This is a genomic window from Streptomyces genisteinicus, assembly GCF_014489615.1.
GTDB classification, from domain to species: Bacteria; Actinomycetota; Actinomycetes; order Streptomycetales; family Streptomycetaceae; genus Streptomyces; species Streptomyces genisteinicus.
This window is the reverse complement of the sequence record NZ_CP060825.1, coordinates 671,708-689,123: the sequence shown is the minus strand read 5'-3', so window position 1 is coordinate 689,123 and position 17,416 is coordinate 671,708. Positions and strand designations below refer to the sequence as shown.

Below are 17,416 nucleotides of genomic sequence, written 5' to 3'. Positions count from 1 at the left end.
GGGCCGCGTTCGAACAGGGGACGCTCACGAGATATCTTGATGTCGAGCAATGTTGCAGACGTGGAGAGCGGAGCACCAGGTGACTGACTCGACCATCATCTATACGCACACCGACGAGGCGCCCGCCCTGGCGACGTACTCGTTCCTGCCTGTGATCCAGGCGTACGCATCGACGGCCGGTGTCACCGTGGAGACCCGTGACATCTCGCTCGCGGGACGGATCATCTCCCAGTTCCCCGAGTACCTCGAGGAGGGCCAGCGCATCGACGACGCCCTCGCCGAGCTCGGCGAGCTGGCGAAGACGCCCGGCGCGAACATCATCAAGCTTCCGAACATCTCGGCCTCGATCCCGCAGCTGAAGGCTGCCGTCGCCGAGCTCCAGGCGCAGGGCTACGCCCTCCCCGCCTACCCGGACGACCCGAAGACCGACGAGGAGCGCGACATCCGCGCCCGCTACGACAAGGTCAAGGGCAGCGCCGTCAACCCGGTCCTGCGCGAGGGCAACTCCGACCGCCGCGCCCCCGCGTCGGTCAAGAACTACGCCAAGGCACACCCGCACCGCATGGGCGCCTGGACCGGCGACTCGAAGACGAACGTCGCCACCATGGGCGTCGACGACTTCCGCTCCACCGAGAAGTCCGCCGTCGTCGAGAAGGACGGCACGCTGCGCATCGAGCTCAAGGGCGACGACGGCACCACCACCGTGCTGCGCGAGTCGGTCCCCGTCCTCGCCGGCGAGGTCGTCGACGCCTCCGTGATGCGCGTCGCCGCGCTGCGCGAGTTCCTCACCGCGCAGGTCGCCCGCGCCAAGGCCGAGGACGTGCTGTTCTCCGTGCACCTCAAGGCCACGATGATGAAGGTCTCCGACCCGATCGTCTTCGGCCACGTGGTACGCGCCTTCTTCCCGAAGACGTTCGCGCAGTACGGCGACGTCCTCGCCAAGGCCGGCCTCACGCCGAACGACGGCCTCGGCGGCATCTACAAGGGCCTGGAGTCCCTGCCGGAGGGCGCCGAGGTCAAGGCGTCCTTCGACGCCGAGCTCGCCGAGGGCCCGGCCCTCGCGATGGTCGACTCCGACAAGGGCATCACCAACCTGCACGTGCCGTCCGACGTCATCGTCGACGCCTCGATGCCGGCCATGATCCGCACCTCCGGCCACATGTGGGGCCCCGACGGCCAGGAGGCCGACACCCTCGCCGTCCTCCCGGACAGCAGCTACGCGGGCGTCTACCAGGCCGTCATCGAGGACTGCCGCGCGAACGGCGCCTACGACCCGGCCACCATGGGCACCGTCCCGAACGTCGGCCTGATGGCGCAGAAGGCCGAGGAGTACGGCAGCCACGACAAGACGTTCGAGATCCCGGCCACCGGCACCGTCCGCGTGGTCGACGCCGCGGGCGAGGCCGTCCTGGAGCAGGTCGTCGGCGCCGGCGACATCTTCCGCATGTGCCAGACCAAGGACGCGCCGATCAAGGACTGGGTGAAGCTCGCCGTCACCCGCGCCCGCGCCACCGGCGACCCGGCCGTCTTCTGGCTCGACGAGACCCGCGCCCACGACGCGCAGCTCATCGCCAAGGTCAACGCCTACCTGCCCGAGCACGACACCGAGGGCCTGGACATCCGGATCCTGGCGCCGGTCGACGCGACCAAGCTGTCCGTCGAGCGCATCCGCCGCGGCGAGAACACCATCTCCGTCACCGGCAACGTGCTCCGCGACTACCTGACCGACCTCTTCCCGATCCTGGAGCTGGGCACCAGCGCCAAGATGCTGTCGGTCGTCCCGCTGATGAACGGCGGCGGCCTCTTCGAGACGGGCGCGGGCGGCTCCGCCCCGAAGCACGTCCAGCAGCTCGTCAAGGAGAACTACCTCCGCTGGGACAGCCTCGGCGAGTTCCTGGCGCTCGCGGTGAGCTTCGAGCACCTGGCCACGACCACCGGCAACGCCCGTGCCAAGGTCCTCGGCGACACCCTGGACCGCGCCACCGGCACCTTCCTGAACGAGGACAAGTCGCCGAGCCGCCGCCTGGGCGGCATCGACAACCGCGGCAGCCACTTCTACCTCGCCCTGTACTGGGCGCAGGAGCTGGCCGCGCAGTCCGACGACGCGCAGCTCGCCGAGGCCTTCGCCCCGCTGGCGAAGACGCTCGCGGCGCAGGAGGAGGCCATCGTCGGCGAGCTGATCGCCGTCCAGGGCGCCCCGGCGGAGATCGGCGGCTACTACCAGCCCGACCCGGCCAAGGCGTCGGCCGTGATGCGTCCGTCCGCGACGCTGAACCAGGCGCTGGCCACGCTGGCCTGACACCGGCACGCCGCTCCGCCGCCCCGGCCCGGGTCCGCCCGGCCGGGGCGGCGGTGCGTGCGGCGCGCGGCCCGTCCGGGTACGGCGGAGGGGGCGGTGGGCACGGGGTGTTCCCCGTGCCCACCGCCCCCTCGGGCGTGCCGTCCGCGCGGGAGGCGGACTCAGTAGCGGTCGACGGTCGGCGTGCCGCCGTACTTCGAGCCCGACAGGCCGAGCGTGGCGTCGTACGCCTTCTCCTGGTCCCCGTTCGCGTCGTGCTCCTCGATGGCGTCGGACACCGCCTCGCGCAGCGCCGTGTCGTCCCTGTTCATCCCGATCCCGTAGGGCTCCTCGGTGAACGGGTTGCCGACGACCTTCAGCTTGTCGGGCGCCTGCGCCGCGTAGCCCATGAGGATGGCGTCGTCCGTGGTGACCGCGTCGACATCGCCCTTGAGGAGCTTGTCGACGCAGGCGGAGTACTTCTCGGTCCCCACCGTGGTGGTGTTGTACTCCTCCTTCTGTATCTCCTTCAGCGCCGTCGCGCCCGTCACCGAGCAGACGGTCTTGCCCTGGAGCGAGTACGGGCCGCCGATCGTCCGGTCGTCCTTGCGGACCAGGAGGTCGGCGCCGGCCAGGTAGTACGGCCCGGCGAAGCCGACCTTCTTCTTGCGCTCGTCGTTGATCGTGTACGTGCCCACGTACAGATCCACCTGGCCGGCGGCGATCGCCGCCTCGCGCTTGCCCGTGTCGATGGTCCTGAACTCGATGTGGCGGGGGGCGAAGCCGAGGTCCGCGGCGATCATCTTGGCCACCTCGATGTCGAAGCCGGACCGCTGCCCGGTCCCGTCCTGGAACCCGAGGAACGGCTGGTCGTTCTTGACGCCGATCACGATCTTCCCGGCGCTCTGGGCGCGCTTCAGCGTGGGCGAGTCGATCGACACGCCGGTCGCCACCTCGTAGGTCGGCAGACGCGGCCGGTCGGCCGCGCGGGTGCCGTCCGACTGCCCCGGGTCCGGTGTACCGGACCCGGAACTGCAGGAGGTGGCGGTGAGGGTGATCGCAAGCACGGTGACCGCCGCGAAAGCGGCCGACTTGCAGGGCTTCATGGTGCGACTTCCTTTTCCGGACGAACGGAGGAGAACCGCCCCGCGCTCCGTCGCGCCGGGTCCTCCCGCACCGGGCGCACGGTTCTGCCCCCTGCTGCTCCGCCCCCCGATTCCGGCACCCTATGGACGGGGATGTCCCCCCGGCAGTACATCTGAGCGGAACTTGAGCATCACAATCCGGACACGGCGCGGGGGGACGGTGGACGTGGCGTGCGCGTCCGGGCTCCACGGTCCCGGCGGCGGAAGGGGTTTGGCGCCGTTCTGGTGTGGCGTGTTGCGGTACACCCCGTCACGCCCCTAAATGGGGCCAGTGAAATGGGGCGGATCCCTGCGATCCCGGCATGAACGGACGGTTCCCCGTGCTCACCCACACCCTCGACCGCGGCGTCCTGCTGGTCTGCCTCGACGGCGATGTCCCGATCAGCGAACGGGCCCTGCTGTCGCAGCAGTTCACGGACCTGGTGCGGATGCATCTGCCCCGGGCGGTCGTCATCGAGATCGGTGTGTCCGCGGTGAGCGCCGCGGCGCTGAGCACGGTGCTGAGGGCCCAACGCCTGTGCGACCAGGCGAGGGTGCCGCTCGTCGTGGTGACCGGCGCCGCCGTCGCCCGCGACCTGCCGGCCGCAGGCGGGGGTGCCGGTGAGGGCGCCGGGCCGCGGGTGCCGGGCCGCGGTACCGACGTGGTGACGGCGCCCGTCTGAGGCCGTGGCGCTGCGCCGGCGCGTCCGGCGTCAGGGGCGTGCGCGGGTGCTCCGGCGGGACATCCCGCGGGGCCGTGGCGGACGGCCGGGCCGGTGGGCCGCGGACGGGTCAGCGGTGTCCCGCCAGGCGCGGCTGACTGCCGTTCAGGTAGTGGTCCCCGATGTCCCGCAGGCTGTGGGCCGCAGAGTGGCGGGCCGTCAGCATCCGCGCGTTGCGCCAGAAGCGGTCGAGTCCGGCGTCGGTGTCCGCGGGGCCGCTGACCGGGAAGAGGCCGAGGACCCGGGTGGTGATGTGCACCGCCGACCGGGCCGTGACCGCCTCGGCGGCGCCCACCAGCGCGGCGATGTCGGCGCTCTCGTCGGCGGTCGGCTCCCGGCCGGGGGCCAGGCCCTCCGCGAGGGCGGCGGTGGCGCGCTCGACGACGGAGGCCGCGGCATGGGCCTCGGTCGCCGACTCGCCGTAGGCGAGCAGCAGGTAGGGGTCCGTGGCCGGGCGGCCGTCCGTCGCGTCGAACGGGCGGCCGAGGTCGCGCGGATCCGCCGCGCGGGCCGCGCGGCTGATGTCCCGCGCCTCCGCGAGCGCCCCCTCCGCCGTGCCGAGGGCCACATGGCTCAGCAGCAGCCGGAGGATCAGCGGGGTGAGCGCGGTGAGCGGTGCGAGGGCCCGTTCGTCGCGAGGTACCGCTCCCACCACGTCCTCGGCGGTCACCGGGACGGAGTCGAACACGACACTGCCCGCGCCGGTGAGACGCTGGCCGAGCCGCTCGGGCGCCGGGCTGGCGCAGACGCCCGGATGCGCCGGGTCGACCAGCACCACGAGCGGATCGCCGCCGGGGCCGGGGGAGGCGTCGACGACCAGGCAGTCGGCGACCGTGGCGCCCGCCTCCAGCACGCGGCAGCCGCTGAGCACGAGGCCGCCGCCCGACGGGCGGAGCGTGAGCGGCGGCCCGGACGCCGCCTCCGGCAGGTCCACGCCGCCGGCGAGCAGCTGCCCGCCTGCGGCGGTGCGCCGTTCGAACCGTTCGGCGTCCGGGGGTGTGCCGAACAGCCGCCCGCTCCAGGCCAGCGCGTAGTGGCGGGCGAGGAGTTCGGCCACCGAGCTGTCGGCGGCGGCGAGTTCGCCCAGGACCGTACAGGCCTCCCGCAGATCGCACCCCGGTGTCCACGCGCTCGGCGGCACCAGCAGTCCCGGCAGGCCCGCCTCCTTGAGGCGGGCGACCTCGTCGTAGGGCGGCTTGCCCGCGCGGTCGCGGAGCAGCGCGTCGACCGCGAGGTCGTCGGCGAGCTCCCTGACCACCCGCTGCCACAGATCGTCGTCGGCCCTGCGGCCTGTCCTGGTCGACGTGCGCACGGCCCACCTCGCTGTGAATCCCATGTTTCCTACTGGAATAGTAGGGATCGATCGTGGCAGACCTCCGGCGCGCACCCAAGGGGGCGTTCGAGGGGTGGACACCGGGCATCCGCATTCCGGACCGTGGAGCCCGCGAGCGCACGGGACATGAGGGGGCGTCAGCGGACGCCGCGGGGCCGCACGCTCAGGGGTTCGTCCACGCGGCCGGGTCCTCGGTCAGCGCGCAGACACCCTCCGGCAGCCGGTCGGCGGCGATCGCCGCGATCGTGACACCCTCCAGGATCTGCCGCACCCCCGCCCGCAGCGCCACCCACAGGGGCTGCAACGGCTCGGCGGGGCCGGTGTACGACAGTTCCGGCGGGCGCACCCCGCGGACCGACACCAGCGGACCGTCCACGGCCCGGATCACGTCCGCGACGCTGATCGACTCCGCCGGCCGCGCCAGCCAGTAGCCGCCGTTGCCGCCCCGCTGGCTGCGCACCAGACCGCCGCGGCGCATGTCCCCCAGGATCCCCTCCAGGAACTTGTGCGGAATGTCCTGGGCCTCGGCCATCGCCTCGGCCTTCAGCGGCCCGCCGTCCGGCGCCGCGGCGAGCAGCACGGCGGCGCAGACCGCGTAGTCCGCCCTGGCTGAAATGCGCATGGCCGCAGTATGCCGCAGTATCCGGTACGTCCCCGATGCCGGTCGGCCGGCACCGGCCCGCGGAGCCCGTGTCAGCACCCTTGACGGTGCCGCCGCGCGACTCGACACTCGTCGCAGAGCCCGGCGAACCGCCGGGGGACGGACGGACGGACAGGACGCCATGAGGCACCCAGGGGCAGACCCGGGCCGTGCGGTACGCCGGCCGCTGCTGCTCACCTGCCGACGGCACATCGACCTCCTGCGCGTCTGCAGCGCCGCAAGTTCCTGACGGCGCCGCGGCGGCAGCGCCGCCGCCGCGACCTCCCGGCCCCGCCCGCCCCGTGACCGGCTCCTTCCGATGCCCTCACACGCCGCCCCGGGCCCGGGCCCTCCCTTCGCGCGGCCCCGCCACCCGCGGCCGCCGCCCGCCCCTGAGTCCACCGATCAGCCCCAGGGAGACGCATGTCCGCCACACCCTCCGCCGCAGCGCCCGCGTTCCGCGGCCGCATCGGATGCGACACGAGCAGCGGCCACTACGCCGCACCCCACCGCTACCGGCTCCACCTGTCCCTGCCCTGCCCCGGTTCGCTGCGCATCGCCGTCACCCACCGGCTGCTCGGCCTCGGCGACCTGCTGCCCGTGGACCTGCTGCCCGCCGTGCCGGACACCCCGGACGGCGGCTTCGTCTCGCTCCGCCCGCTCTACGAGGCCAGTTCCCACCACCACCGGGGCCCCGCGGCGGCCCCCGTCCTGAGCGACGCCTGGACCGGACGTGTCGTCAGCACCCACGCCCCCGACATCGAGCGCGACCTCGCCCTGCGCTTCGGCACCTCGGGACCCGAGCTCTACCCCCGGGGCACGGCCGGGCGGATCGAGGCCGTCGCCCGGATGTGCGCCGAGGGCATCGACGAGGCGGCGCAGACCGCGGGGGAGCTGGGCATCGGGCACGCGGCCCACGCGGAGCCGCTCGGCACCCTGCTCGACGCCCTCGGTTCGCTCGAACGCTGCCTCTCGGAGCAGGAGTTCGTCCTGGGCGAGCGGCTCACCGCGGCCGACGTCCACGTGTGGACCACCCTCGTCCAGCTCGACACCGTCCACCGCTGGCACCTCGACGCGGACGCGGTCGACAGGATCGCCGCCCACCCCGCCCTGTGGGCCTACGCGCGCGGGCTCGCCGCCCACCCGGCCTTCGGCACCCTGCTCGACCTCGACGCCATCGCCCGCCGCCACCACGCCCGATGTCGGGGACGGGAGGCCGCGGGCGCGGCGATGCCGATCGTCGACTGGAACGCCTCGGCGGGCCGCGTCTGAACCGGCCCGCCCGCCGCCGCGCCCGTCACGGACCGCCCGCTCTCGCCGTCCGCTCCGGCCCCCGCGCCGCGCGCGCCCGCGGCCGAGGGCCGGACGGGCGCGGCGCGCGGGCCCCGCCGTCACCCGGTCGTGTCGCCGGGCAGCAGCTGCTCCGTCCAGACCGTCTTCCCCTCCCGGGCGTGCCGGGTGCCCCACCGCTCGGTCAGCTGCGCGACCAGCAGCAGCCCGCGCCCGCCCTCGTCGGTGGTGCGCGCCCGCCGCAGGTGCGGGGAGGTGCTGCTCGGGTCGGTGACCTCGCAGATCAGCCGGTGGTGGTGGATCAGCCTCAGCGTCACCGGACCGCCCGCGTAGCGGTACGCGTTGGTCACCAGCTCGCTCACGATCAGCTCCGTGGTGAAGGCCAGCTCCTCCAGACCCCACGCGGCCAGCTGCTCGGCGGTCAGGCGTCTCGCCCGTGACGGGGCCGTGGCCTCCGCCGAGAGCTCCCAGGTGGCGACCAGCCCGGGCGCCAGCGTCTTCGTCCGCGCCAGCAGCAGCGCCGCGTCGTCCGCCGGACGGGCGGGCAGCAGCGCGTCCACGACGTCCTGCGCCATGGAGTCGAGCGTGCGGCCGCTCCGGCCGAGGGTGCGGCAGAGCCGGGCGAGCCCGGCGTCCACGTCGTGCCGCGTGCCGTCGATCAGCCCGTCGGTGTAGAGCGCCACCACGCTCCCCTCCGGGAGCGTCAGTTCGGCGGTCTCGAACGGCAGGCCGCCCAGCCCCAGCGGCGGGCCCGCCGGCAGGTCCGGCACGCTCACGTCGCCCTGCGGGCTCACCAGCACCGGCGGCGGGTGCCCCGCGCGGGCGAGGCAGCACTGCCGGGTCACCGGGTCGTAGACCGCGTACAGGCAGGTCGCCCCCACCACCTGCTCACCGGGGGCACCCTCCTGGTCGGGTTCCTGCTCGCCCGCGAGCCGGGTCACCAGATCGTCGAGATGGGACAGGACCTCGTCCGGTTCGAGGTCCAGATCGGCCAGCGTGTGGATGGCCGTACGGAGCCGTCCCATGGTCGCCGCCGCGTTGATGCCGTGGCCGACCACGTCACCGACGACCAGGGCCACCCGGGCACCGGACAGCGGGATCACGTCGAACCAGTCGCCGCCCACTCCGGCCGCGCCCCCCGCGGGCATGTACCGGTGCGCCACCACCACCGCGGGATGCACCGGCAGCTCCCGCGGGAGCAGGCGGCGCTGCAGCGCGACCGCGGTGCGCCGCTGCTGGGTGAACCGGCGCGCGTTGTCGATGGCCACGGCCGCACGGGCGGCGAGCTCGCCGGCCAGCGTCAGGTCGTCCTCCTCGAACGGCTCCGGAAGCCGGGAACGCCACAGGCTCATGAACCCGAGCACCAGCCCCCGCGCGGTCAGCGGCACCACCATCAGCGAGTGCATGCCGCCCTGGCCCGCCAGGTCCATGTGCTCGTACCCCTCGGGCACATGCGACGAGTCGATGAACGGCTCCAGCAGAGGCCGCCGGGACGCCAGGCACCGGGCCTGGACCGAGTCGGCCGGGAAGACGTTGAGCGAGCCGACCGCGAACATCGGCAGGTCGGATTTCGGGATCACACTGTGCAGCGCCGTCCTGCGCACCGCGCCGCCCGACCCGTCGGCGACGGGCTCCTCGCCCCTGCTCACCTGTTCCAGCAGGTCCACCGACGCGCAGTCGGCGAGCCCCGGCACGGCCGCCGCGGCCAGTTCGTCCGCGGTCGTCGCCACGTCCAGCGTCGTGCCGATCCCCGCGCCGGCCTCACTGAGCAGCGCCAGCCTGCGCTGCGCCCGGTACCGGTCGGTGACGTCCTCCACCATCAGGGTGACGCCCTGCACCGTGCCCATGGCGTCCTGGATCCGGAACGCGGAGACGGCGACGTACCGCTCCTTGCCCGGGGCGGACAGCAGCCGGCAGGACTGCTCCGTGAAGATCAGGGGCGTGCCGGTCTCCAGGACCTTCCGCATCCGGTCCTCGATCAGGTCGGCGTCCTCGCGGACGAGGAAGTCGCCGATGCGGAAACCGCGGGCCTGATGGGGCAGGACGCCCCCGATGCGGGCGACGGCCCGGTTCACCCGCAGGATCCTCAGGTCCGTCCCGTGGACCGACAGCCCGATGGGGGACGTCCGGAACAGCCCGTCCATCACCGACCGGTCGATCTCCCACTGCACGACCTCTTCGGCGGGCGCCCCGACGACGTACCACTCGGCTCCGCCGTCCCGTTCGACGTACCGGATCCGGACGCCGAAGGCGAGTGTCCGGCCGTCCGCGGCGAGGACCGGCACCACCCCGAACCAGCCGTGGCCGCGTACGCACGCGGCCACGGCCTCCAGGACGGTCGCCCGGTCGGCAGGAGGGACCAGCGCGTCGATCGCGGGGCGCCCCAGCACCTCCGCGGCGGGATGCCCCAGCAGCTCCTGGGCCCGCCCGCTCCAGCCGGTGATCACGCCGCGCGGGTCGAGCACCACGGAGACTGCGCGACCCTGCGAGAACGGGTCCTCCGGGCTCTCACTGATCAAGGTCACGGATCCGGTCATCGCCTCCATCCTCCGCCGTGCGCCACGGCCCCGCACCCGCACCCGGGCCCCGCCCGCGCGTCCGGACGGGCCCGCCGGTGAGTTCCCGCGGCCCGCGGGGTCATCCCTGGGGAAGAGGAATCGCGCCGCACCCCGGGTGCGGCCGCGCGCCGGAACGAGAGCCCTGGAGCAGACATGCCGCGCATCACCCCCAACCTGTGGTTCGACACCGAGGGGAAGGAGGCGGCCGAGTTCTACGTGTCGGTCTTCCCCGACTCCCGGATCACGCACGTGTCCTACTACGGCGACGCCGGCCCGCGTCCCGCGGGCACCGTGCTGACCGTCGACTTCGTGCTCGACGGGAATCCGTTCACCGCCATCAACGGCGGCCCGCAGTTCCCCTTCACCGAGGCCGTCTCCCTGCTCGTCGACTGCGCCGGCCAGGAGGAGGTCGACCACTACTGGTCCCGGCTGGGCGAGGGCGGCCAGGAGGGGCCGTGCGGCTGGCTCAAGGACCGCTACGGCCTCTCCTGGCAGGTGGTGCCCGCCGTGCTGGGCGAGCTCCTGGAGGACCCGGACCCCGAGCGGGCCCAGCGGGCGATGAAGGCGATGCTCGGGATGCACAAGCTCGACGTCGCCGCGCTGCGGGCTGCCGCGGACGGCGCCTGACACCGCACGCCACCGGGTGTTCCGCGGGGTGCGCACGGCGCGGGGCGCGCACCCCGCCGTGCCGACAAGGGTTGAACGCACGCACCAATCGATGCGCCGTGTCTTGTCAGAGAGTCGATTCACTCCTACAGTCCGTCAGCGGAATGGGAGCGCTCCCAAGGCATACCCCCACTGCTGAAGGGACACCATGAAGCACCGACTGCGAGCCGCCGGGACGGCCGTCCTGCTGACGCTGGGCACCCTCGCCGCCCTGCTGACAGCGGCTCTGCCCGCACAGGCAGACGTGCAGATCTGCGAACAGTACGGCAGCACCGTCGTCCAGAACCGCTACGTCGTCCAGAACAACCGCTGGGGCACCGGCGAGACCCAGTGCGTCAACGCCACGGACACCGGATTCACGGTGACCCGCGCCGACGGCTCGGTCCCCACCAACGGGGCGCCCAAGTCCTACCCGTCCCTCTTCGACGGCTGCCACTACACCAACTGCTCGCCCGGCACCCGGCTGCCCAAGCAGCTGTCGACCATCGGATCCGTGCCCACCAGCATCTCGTACGGATTCGTCCAGAACGCCGTCTACAACGCCTCCTTCGACATCTGGCTCGACCCCCAGCCCAAGAAGGACGGCGTCAACCGCACCGAGATCATGATCTGGTTCAACCGCGTCGGCCCGATCCAGCCCATCGGCTCGCGGACGGACACCGCGACCGTCGGCGGCCGCACCTGGGAGGTGTGGACCGGCAACAACGGGGGCAACGACGTCATCTCCTTCGTCGCCCCCTCGGCCCTGCCGAGCTGGTCCTTCGACGTGATGGACTTCGTCGACCAGACCGTGGCCCGCGGCATGGCGGCCCCGGCCTGGTACCTGACCAGCATCCAGGCCGGCTTCGAGCCCTGGCAGGGCGGCGCCGGTCTCGCCGTCCACTCGTTCTCCACGTCGGTCGAGGACGGCGACGGCGGCGGGGGCGGGGAGGAGCCGCCCGCCGGGGCGGGGGCCTGCGCCGTGACCTACACCCCCAACGTCTGGCAGGGCGGCTTCACCGCCGAGGTGACCGTGCGCAACAGCGGCACCGCCCCGGTCGACGGCTGGAACCTCGGCTTCACCCTGCCCTCGGGCCAGTCGGTCACCAGCGCCTGGAACGCCGCACTCACCCCCTCGGCCGGAGCGGTCACGGCACGTAACGTCAACTTCAACAGGCGAATCCAAGCGGGGGCCACACAGTCCTTCGGGTTCCAGGGGGCCTACACCGGCGCGTTCGCCGAACCGTCGGCCTTCACGCTCAACGGAACGACCTGCTCCGTCCTCTGACGCACCGGCAGGACGACGCCACGGGCGGGGGCCGGTGCGGGGAACCGCACCGGCCCCCGCCCCGGCTCGCCGCCGGCGCGCGGTAGGGTCCCGTGATGCCGTCCCACTCCCTCCCGGCCGCGCCGCCGGATCCCGTCACCGCCGCGGACGTGGACCGCGCCGTGCTCCTCTGCGCGGACCTGATCCGCTCCGCCCCCGCCGACGCCCCCTGGGACAGCCCTGCGGGCGCCCTCACCTGGGACTGCCGGGAGACGGTCGAGCATCTGGCCGACGACCTCTTCGCGTACGCCGCCCAGCTCGGCCTGCGCCGCGGGCCGGCCGACCGCGAAGTCCCCTTCCACTACGGCAGCCGCCGGCCGGGCGGCCCCGCGAACACCGTGTTCGCCGACGCCGGCGCCGGGGCGGAGGGGCTCGCCCAGGTGGTGGAGAGCTGCGGCGCGATGCTCGCCGCGATGGTGCGCACCACCCCGCCCGAAGTCCGCGGCCACCACGTCTTCGGCGCCTCGGACCCGGAGGGGTTCGCCGCCATGGGCGTCGTCGAGACCCTGGTCCACAGCCACGACGTGGCCCAGGGCCTCGGTCTGGTGTGGACGCCGCCCGGCGGGCTCTGCGCCCGGGTGCTGCGCAGGCTCTTCCCGGACGTGACGGCCGACGGGGACCCGTGGCCCGTACTGCTCTGGGCCACGGGACGGGGCGGACTGCCCGGCGTGCCGCACCGCACGGCGTGGCGCTGGTACGGCGAACCGAGGGCCTGAGCTCCGCGGCAGCGGCGCGGGGCCGGACAGCTGCCCGTCGGTCGGGCGGCGGGCCGGTCAGGCGTCGGGCCGGGAGCGCGGAACGCCCGGGCTCCCGGGCGCCGCGTCGTCGGCGCCGGGCTCGGGGTCGCCGGCCATGTCCATGCGGGTGTGCTGCTGCCGGGCCCGCAGGTAGCCCGCGACCTCGTGCTTCATCTCGTCGTCCTTGCGGCGGCTCACCCGGTTGCTGCCTTGCTCCATGGAGGGACCTCCTCAGTACGTTCGTGCTGTGCCCGACACGTACCCAGCTGCCGTGGAACAACACGAGCCGTCCGGAACCCTTCCGGGAGACCCGGCCCGACCTGCGCAGACGACCGGAATTCGGCCTTCCGGTGATCGGTTCCCGCCTCGCTCCGCGGGACCGGGCGGACGGGGCGGACGGGGCGGACACGCCGGTGCCCGGGACGGCCGACGGCCGTCCCGGGCACCGTGGCGGGCGCTGCGGGGTCAGGCCCCCTTGGCCGCGCCCGCCCGGCTGGTACGCCGCACCAGCACCGTCCCCGCCAGTCCGGCCGCGGCCGCCGCGCTGACCACGGCCAGCGCCTTGGCCCAGGTGAACGAGTCACCGAGGCTGCTGTTCAGCAGATCCGCGGTCCCCGCGCCGGCGAGCGCGTGCAGGGCGATGATGCCGACCGCGAGGCCCGCGGCCGCCGCCCACATCACCAGCGTGTCCCGGAGCGCCAGCCAGACGCCGCCCACCAGGCACAGCAGCGTGACGGCGACCGACAGGGTCTCCGCGTAGCCGCCGGAGCGCAGGCCGGCCAGATCGGTGGGGACGTGGATCACCCCGCAGGCGAACAGGGCGAGAGCGGCGGGCCAGCGCAGCACCGACCGCAGCGCGGGCGACACGCTGTGACCGGCCGGACCGGCCGCGAGCGCGCTGTCCAGCGTGGAGGAGCGCCACGCCGCGGCCTTCCCCGGGCGCTTCTGCCGGCTCCGCCGGCCGCCCGTCGCGCCGCTTCCCGTCTCCTCCTCGGCGGCCGCCTCGGCCACCGCCTCGGCCACCGCCTCCCGGTGGGCGCCGTCGGTGCCGTCGGTGCCGCCGGTCCCGCCGGTCCCGCCGGGGGACCGCCAGTCGCTGCTGTCCGCGCCCAGGATGGAGACGAGCTCGACGACGTCGTCGACGGGGCGCCCGACGGCGGCCGCCCGCAGCGTGGTGTCCGCCTGGTCGAGGTCGTGGCCCGACTCCTTGAGCAGCGCCATCAGCCGGCGGACCTCGTCCAGCGGACGGGCGACCGCGGCGGCGCGCAGGGCCACGTCGGCGGGACGGGACACCTCGCCCGACTCCTGCAGCCGGGTCACCAGCGCGGCGACCTCCTCCAGGGGACGCTCGGTCGCGGCCGTCCGCAGGAGGGTGTGCACGGGTTCGCCGTCGTCCGCGTCACGGTCGTGGGCGTCGCCGTCGTCCGCGTCACGGTCGTGGGCGGCGTGGCCGGGCGCGTCACCGTCGTGGGCACCGCCGCCGGCTGCCGGAGAGGCGCCGGACGGTGCCGCATCCGTCTCCGGAACCCGCCCACCCGGCTCGGCCGGCGTCCCGGCGCCGTGGTCTCTGCCCCCGGTACGCCCGGAACGGAGCGCCGCCCTCTCCGGGTCGTCGGGCTTCTCTGTGACGGCCACCGCGGTCGCGGTGCCGGCGGGGGACGCGGGCGGCAGGGCGAGGAAGGCGCCGGAGGCGAACGGGGGTTCCGCCGCCGGCGCTGTGCCGGACGGCCCCCGGGCGTCGTCGTGGTCGGCCGGGTTCGTGGTGTAGGGGTCGGATGTCATGGTGCGGACTCCGTTCGCGGACCTTCTGTGCAGGTCCGCAGCATTCGATTCGCGCAGCGCCGTTTTGGGCGCGCTGTCTCCCACTACCGCCCAGTTCGGTGCGTTGCGCCATCCGGGAACCCGGCCGCTGGGCCGTCGGAGCGACGGGCCGCGGTCCGGGCCCCGAGGGGCCGCGCCCCGCCCCCGCCGCAGCCCGCCGCGCGCCCTCGTGTCCCGGCGCCGCAGACTCGGCGCCGGGACGATCCGCCGCCCGCACCGCGCCCCGGCGCCGCGCGCCCGACGGGCGGTGCCGGACGGGCCGGAGTTCAATGAAGGCTCGGGGGCCGAGCGCAGTGAACGCACCGATCGCGGACCGCCAGGTCAGGGGAGTGCCCCGTGGAAGACACCGCCAGGCCGCCCCTCGCCGGACCCGCCCACGACGCTCGTCCCGGTCGGGGCGACCCGGGCGGGATGCCGACGAGAGGACCGCAGTGAGCACAGGCGGCGACGACATCCTGCCGGCGGCCACCGGGCAGGCGGAGGGCTGCGCCCTGCTCGTGGTCGGCGCCGACGACACCGTCCTGTCCTGCACCGCGGCCGCCGCCGCCCTGATCGGCGAACCCGCGTCGGCACTCACCGGCCGCACGGCCGGAGAACTCTTCGACGATCCGGCCGTCTGGCCGCGGCTGCGGACCCGGGAGCCCGAGACCTGCCCCGTCTCGGAGAACGCCGTGCTCAAGGGCCGTCAGGAGAGCGTCCTGTGCGCGCTGCTGCCCGTCGAGGGCCGGGGAGACGCCCGCGGACTGCTGCGCCTCGTGCCCGCCGGCACCGTCGCCCGCCGCGAACAGGACGAGGCCCTGATGCGGGCGCTGACCTCCCAGTCCGGCATCGGCCTCGCCATCCACGACGAGGAACTGCGGGTGCTGCGCATCAACCCCCTGCCCGAGGACCTCCAGCGGCTGGTCGACGCCGGCGGCGACGGCAGCGCCATCGGGCGCCGCCTCCACGAACTCCTGGTCCCGCACGACGCCGCCGTCATCGAGACCCAGCTCCGCCGGGTGGCCGGCACGGGAGTCCCGCTCGTCGACTTCGTCACCCCCGCCCGGCTGGTCCAGGCGCCGCACAGCGACCGCACCATCTCCCTGTCGGCACTGCGCCTCACCGGCGAGGCGGGCGCCGTCCACGGTGTCGCCGTCACCTTCACCGACGTCACCGAGGAAGAACGCGCACAGCGCCGCTCCGCCCTCGTCGCCACCGCCGCCTCCGCGCTGGGCCGTTCACTGGAGACCGGCCGCAACGCCCAGGTGCTCGCCGACCTCCTGGTGCCGGCCTTCGCCGACCTCGCGTCCGTGGACATCACCGAGACCGTGCTGGTGGGGGAGGAGCCGGGCGAGTTCGCCCCCGGGGCGCCGCTGCGGCGGGTGGCGGCGGCCGCCTCCGACGGCGTCTGGCCGGCCGAGCTCTACCAGCAGGGCGAGATCCTGCGGGTCCGGGGCTACGAGAGCGAGCGGCTCCGCCTCGGATCCGCCGTGATCGTCGCCGATCTCGACACCCTCCGGCCCAGGATCGCGGACGACCCCGACCGGGTGCGGCTGCTCCTCGCCGACCGGGCCGCCTCACTGATGGTGGTGCCCCTCCAGGCCCGCGGCCAGGTGCTCGGCGCCGTCGGACTCTGGCGCGCCGGCGACCGGGCGCCCTTCGACGCCCTCGACGCCTCCGTCGCCGAGGACATCGCCTCCCGCGCGGGCCTCGCCATCGACAACGCCCGCCGCTACACCCGCGAACGCCGTACCGCCGAATCCCTCCAGCGGAGCCTGCTGCCCCGGCCCGTGCTCAAGCTCACCGCGGCCGAGACCGCCGGCATCTACGTGCCCGGCCGGACGGTCGCCGGCACCGGAGGCAGCTGGTTCGACGTCATCACCCTGTCGTCGGCGCGCGTGGCGTTCGTGGTGGGCACGGTCCGCGGGCACGGGCTCGGCGCGGCCGCCGCCATGGGCAGCCTGCGCACCGCCGTCCGCACCCTGTCGGACCTCGACCCGCCGCCCGACGAACTGCTGACCCACCTCGACGACCTCGTCGTACGCCTCGCCGAGGACGAACCGCCCGGCGACTCGGAGGGATCGGTCCGCGGAGCCACCTGCCTGTACGCGGTCTACGACCCCGTCACCGCCCACTGCCTGGTCGCCAGCGCCGGTCACGCGCCGCCGCTGCTCGCCGGCGCATCCGGGGGGACGGATTCCGTGGACGTGCCCGCGGGACCGGCGCTCGGGCTCGGCGGCGCTCCCTTCGAACCCGTCGAACTCGCCCTGGGCCAGGGCGATCTGCTCGCCTTCACCGCCGGATCGCTCTCGGCGCGGGAGACGGACGGCACCGTGCGGGTGGCGGAGCACCTGCGCCGGGCGTCGGCGGACGGGTCCCGTCCCGTGGCGGAGATCGGCCGCACCGTCCTCGTCCCCTTCCTCGCCGACCCGCCGGACGACGACGCCGCCCTGCTGCTCGCCCGGCTCGCCGTGACACCGCCGGAGTCCGTCGCCTCGTGGGAGTTCCCCGCCGACGGCAAGGTGGTGGCCGAGGCCCGTGCGCAGGTCGCCGACCGCCTCGCCGCCTGGGGACTGGAGGCACTGGCGTTCACCACCGAACTGATCGTCAGCGAACTCGTCACCAACGCCATCCGCTACGCCGGCGGCCCCGTCGGCGTGCGGCTCATCCGCGACCGGCGCCTCGTCGTGGAGGTCTCCGACCCCAGCCAGACCCAGCCCCATCTGCGCCGCGCCCGGCTCACCGACGAGGGCGGCCGCGGACTGTTCCTGATCGCGCAGCTCACCCACCGCTGGGGCAGCAGGTACACCGCCCACGGCAAGACGATCTGGACCGAGCAGCAACTCCCGCCGGCCGACGCCTGACCCGGGGCGGACTGCCGGACGCCGGTCGCCGGTCGCCGTCCGGCGTCCGGAAAACCGGTGGAGCCGGTTGCGGCCGGCTGCCAGGATCCCCCGCATGA

Annotated in this window: 13 protein-coding genes; 7 read left to right on the top strand and 6 right to left on the bottom strand. The window is 74.4% G+C overall.

All coding sequences use genetic code 11. The annotated features are described in order from the left end of the window. Positions 1–79: 79 nt before the first annotated feature. Positions 80–2,299 carry an NADP-dependent isocitrate dehydrogenase gene (locus IAG43_RS02990; protein WP_187739193.1) on the top strand — a complete coding sequence of 740 codons (2,220 nt, stop codon included), beginning with the start codon at positions 80–82 and terminating at the stop codon, positions 2,297–2,299. Positions 2,300–2,460: 161 nt separating this feature from the next. On the opposite strand, the gene IAG43_RS02985 is transcribed toward IAG43_RS02990, so the two are convergent. After that, complete coding sequence (locus IAG43_RS02985; protein WP_187739192.1) at positions 2,461–3,384, bottom strand: glutamate ABC transporter substrate-binding protein; 924 nt, start codon at positions 3,382–3,384, stop codon at positions 2,461–2,463. 341 nt (positions 3,385–3,725) lie between these two features. Here IAG43_RS02985 and IAG43_RS02980 point away from each other — a divergent pair, with 341 nt between their 5' ends. Further along, positions 3,726–4,085, top strand: a complete 360-nt coding sequence (locus tag IAG43_RS02980) for a hypothetical protein (protein ID WP_187739191.1) — start codon at positions 3,726–3,728, stop codon at positions 4,083–4,085. Between the two features lie 109 nt (positions 4,086–4,194). On the opposite strand, the gene IAG43_RS02975 is transcribed toward IAG43_RS02980, so the two are convergent. After that, the gene (locus IAG43_RS02975) at positions 4,195–5,460 is read right to left on the bottom strand and encodes an acyl-CoA dehydrogenase family protein (RefSeq protein WP_187739190.1); all 1,266 of its coding nucleotides are present in this window, start codon (positions 5,458–5,460) and stop codon (positions 4,195–4,197) included. A 160-nt stretch (positions 5,461–5,620) separates the two neighbouring features. Continuing rightward, positions 5,621–6,079 (bottom strand): RrF2 family transcriptional regulator, encoded by a 459-nt coding sequence (locus IAG43_RS02970; protein ID WP_187739189.1) that lies wholly within the window; start codon positions 6,077–6,079, stop codon positions 5,621–5,623. A 441-nt stretch (positions 6,080–6,520) separates the two neighbouring features. On the opposite strand from IAG43_RS02970, the gene IAG43_RS02965 reads away from it, so the two are divergent. Further along, positions 6,521–7,369, top strand: a complete 849-nt coding sequence (locus tag IAG43_RS02965) for a glutathione S-transferase family protein (RefSeq protein WP_187739188.1) — start codon at positions 6,521–6,523, stop codon at positions 7,367–7,369. A gap of 119 nt (positions 7,370–7,488) precedes the next feature. Here the strand turns inward: IAG43_RS02965 and IAG43_RS02960 are convergent, their stop codons facing one another. Continuing rightward, positions 7,489–9,924: a SpoIIE family protein phosphatase gene (locus tag IAG43_RS02960; protein WP_187739187.1), complete on the bottom strand. Its 2,436-nt coding sequence runs from the start codon at positions 9,922–9,924 to the stop codon at positions 7,489–7,491. A gap of 174 nt (positions 9,925–10,098) precedes the next feature. Here IAG43_RS02960 and IAG43_RS02955 point away from each other — a divergent pair, with 174 nt between their 5' ends. The 3 genes from IAG43_RS02955 to IAG43_RS02945 all read left to right on the top strand — a co-directional run bounded on the left by IAG43_RS02955 (position 10,099) and on the right by IAG43_RS02945 (position 12,633). Further along, positions 10,099–10,572 carry a VOC family protein gene (locus IAG43_RS02955; protein ID WP_187739186.1) on the top strand — a complete coding sequence of 158 codons (474 nt, stop codon included), beginning with the start codon at positions 10,099–10,101 and terminating at the stop codon, positions 10,570–10,572. 187 nt (positions 10,573–10,759) lie between these two features. Then, positions 10,760–11,878: a glycoside hydrolase family 12 protein gene (locus tag IAG43_RS02950; protein ID WP_187739185.1), complete on the top strand. Its 1,119-nt coding sequence runs from the start codon at positions 10,760–10,762 to the stop codon at positions 11,876–11,878. Between the two features lie 95 nt (positions 11,879–11,973). Continuing rightward, positions 11,974–12,633, top strand: a complete 660-nt coding sequence (locus IAG43_RS02945; protein ID WP_187739184.1) for a maleylpyruvate isomerase N-terminal domain-containing protein — start codon at positions 11,974–11,976, stop codon at positions 12,631–12,633. A gap of 57 nt (positions 12,634–12,690) precedes the next feature. Here IAG43_RS02945 and IAG43_RS02940 read toward each other — a convergent pair whose 3' ends face one another. Further along, the gene (locus IAG43_RS02940; protein ID WP_187739183.1) at positions 12,691–12,873 is read right to left on the bottom strand and encodes a hypothetical protein; all 183 of its coding nucleotides are present in this window, start codon (positions 12,871–12,873) and stop codon (positions 12,691–12,693) included. A 246-nt stretch (positions 12,874–13,119) separates the two neighbouring features. Beyond that, positions 13,120–14,436 (bottom strand): hypothetical protein, encoded by a 1,317-nt coding sequence (locus IAG43_RS02935; RefSeq protein ID WP_187739182.1) that lies wholly within the window; start codon positions 14,434–14,436, stop codon positions 13,120–13,122. A gap of 470 nt (positions 14,437–14,906) precedes the next feature. Here IAG43_RS02935 and IAG43_RS02930 point away from each other — a divergent pair, with 470 nt between their 5' ends. Then, positions 14,907–17,318: a SpoIIE family protein phosphatase gene (locus IAG43_RS02930; protein ID WP_187739181.1), complete on the top strand. Its 2,412-nt coding sequence runs from the start codon at positions 14,907–14,909 to the stop codon at positions 17,316–17,318. Positions 17,319–17,416 lie beyond the last annotated feature (98 nt).

Coding starts and splice junctions, on each gene's coding strand:
- IAG43_RS02985 (WP_187739192.1), bottom strand. CDS start 3,384: ATGAAGCCCTGCAAGTCGGCCGCTTTCGCGGCGGTCACCGTGCTTGCG.
- IAG43_RS02980 (WP_187739191.1), top strand. CDS start 3,726: ATGAACGGACGGTTCCCCGTGCTCACCCACACCCTCGACCGCGGCGTC.
- IAG43_RS02975 (WP_187739190.1), bottom strand. CDS start 5,460: ATGGGATTCACAGCGAGGTGGGCCGTGCGCACGTCGACCAGGACAGGC.
- IAG43_RS02970 (WP_187739189.1), bottom strand. CDS start 6,079: ATGCGCATTTCAGCCAGGGCGGACTACGCGGTCTGCGCCGCCGTGCTG.
- IAG43_RS02965 (WP_187739188.1), top strand. CDS start 6,521: ATGTCCGCCACACCCTCCGCCGCAGCGCCCGCGTTCCGCGGCCGCATC.
- IAG43_RS02960 (WP_187739187.1), bottom strand. CDS start 9,924: ATGACCGGATCCGTGACCTTGATCAGTGAGAGCCCGGAGGACCCGTTC.
- IAG43_RS02955 (WP_187739186.1), top strand. CDS start 10,099: ATGCCGCGCATCACCCCCAACCTGTGGTTCGACACCGAGGGGAAGGAG.
- IAG43_RS02950 (WP_187739185.1), top strand. CDS start 10,760: ATGAAGCACCGACTGCGAGCCGCCGGGACGGCCGTCCTGCTGACGCTG.
- IAG43_RS02945 (WP_187739184.1), top strand. CDS start 11,974: ATGCCGTCCCACTCCCTCCCGGCCGCGCCGCCGGATCCCGTCACCGCC.
- IAG43_RS02940 (WP_187739183.1), bottom strand. CDS start 12,873: ATGGAGCAAGGCAGCAACCGGGTGAGCCGCCGCAAGGACGACGAGATG.
- IAG43_RS02935 (WP_187739182.1), bottom strand. CDS start 14,436: ATGACATCCGACCCCTACACCACGAACCCGGCCGACCACGACGACGCC.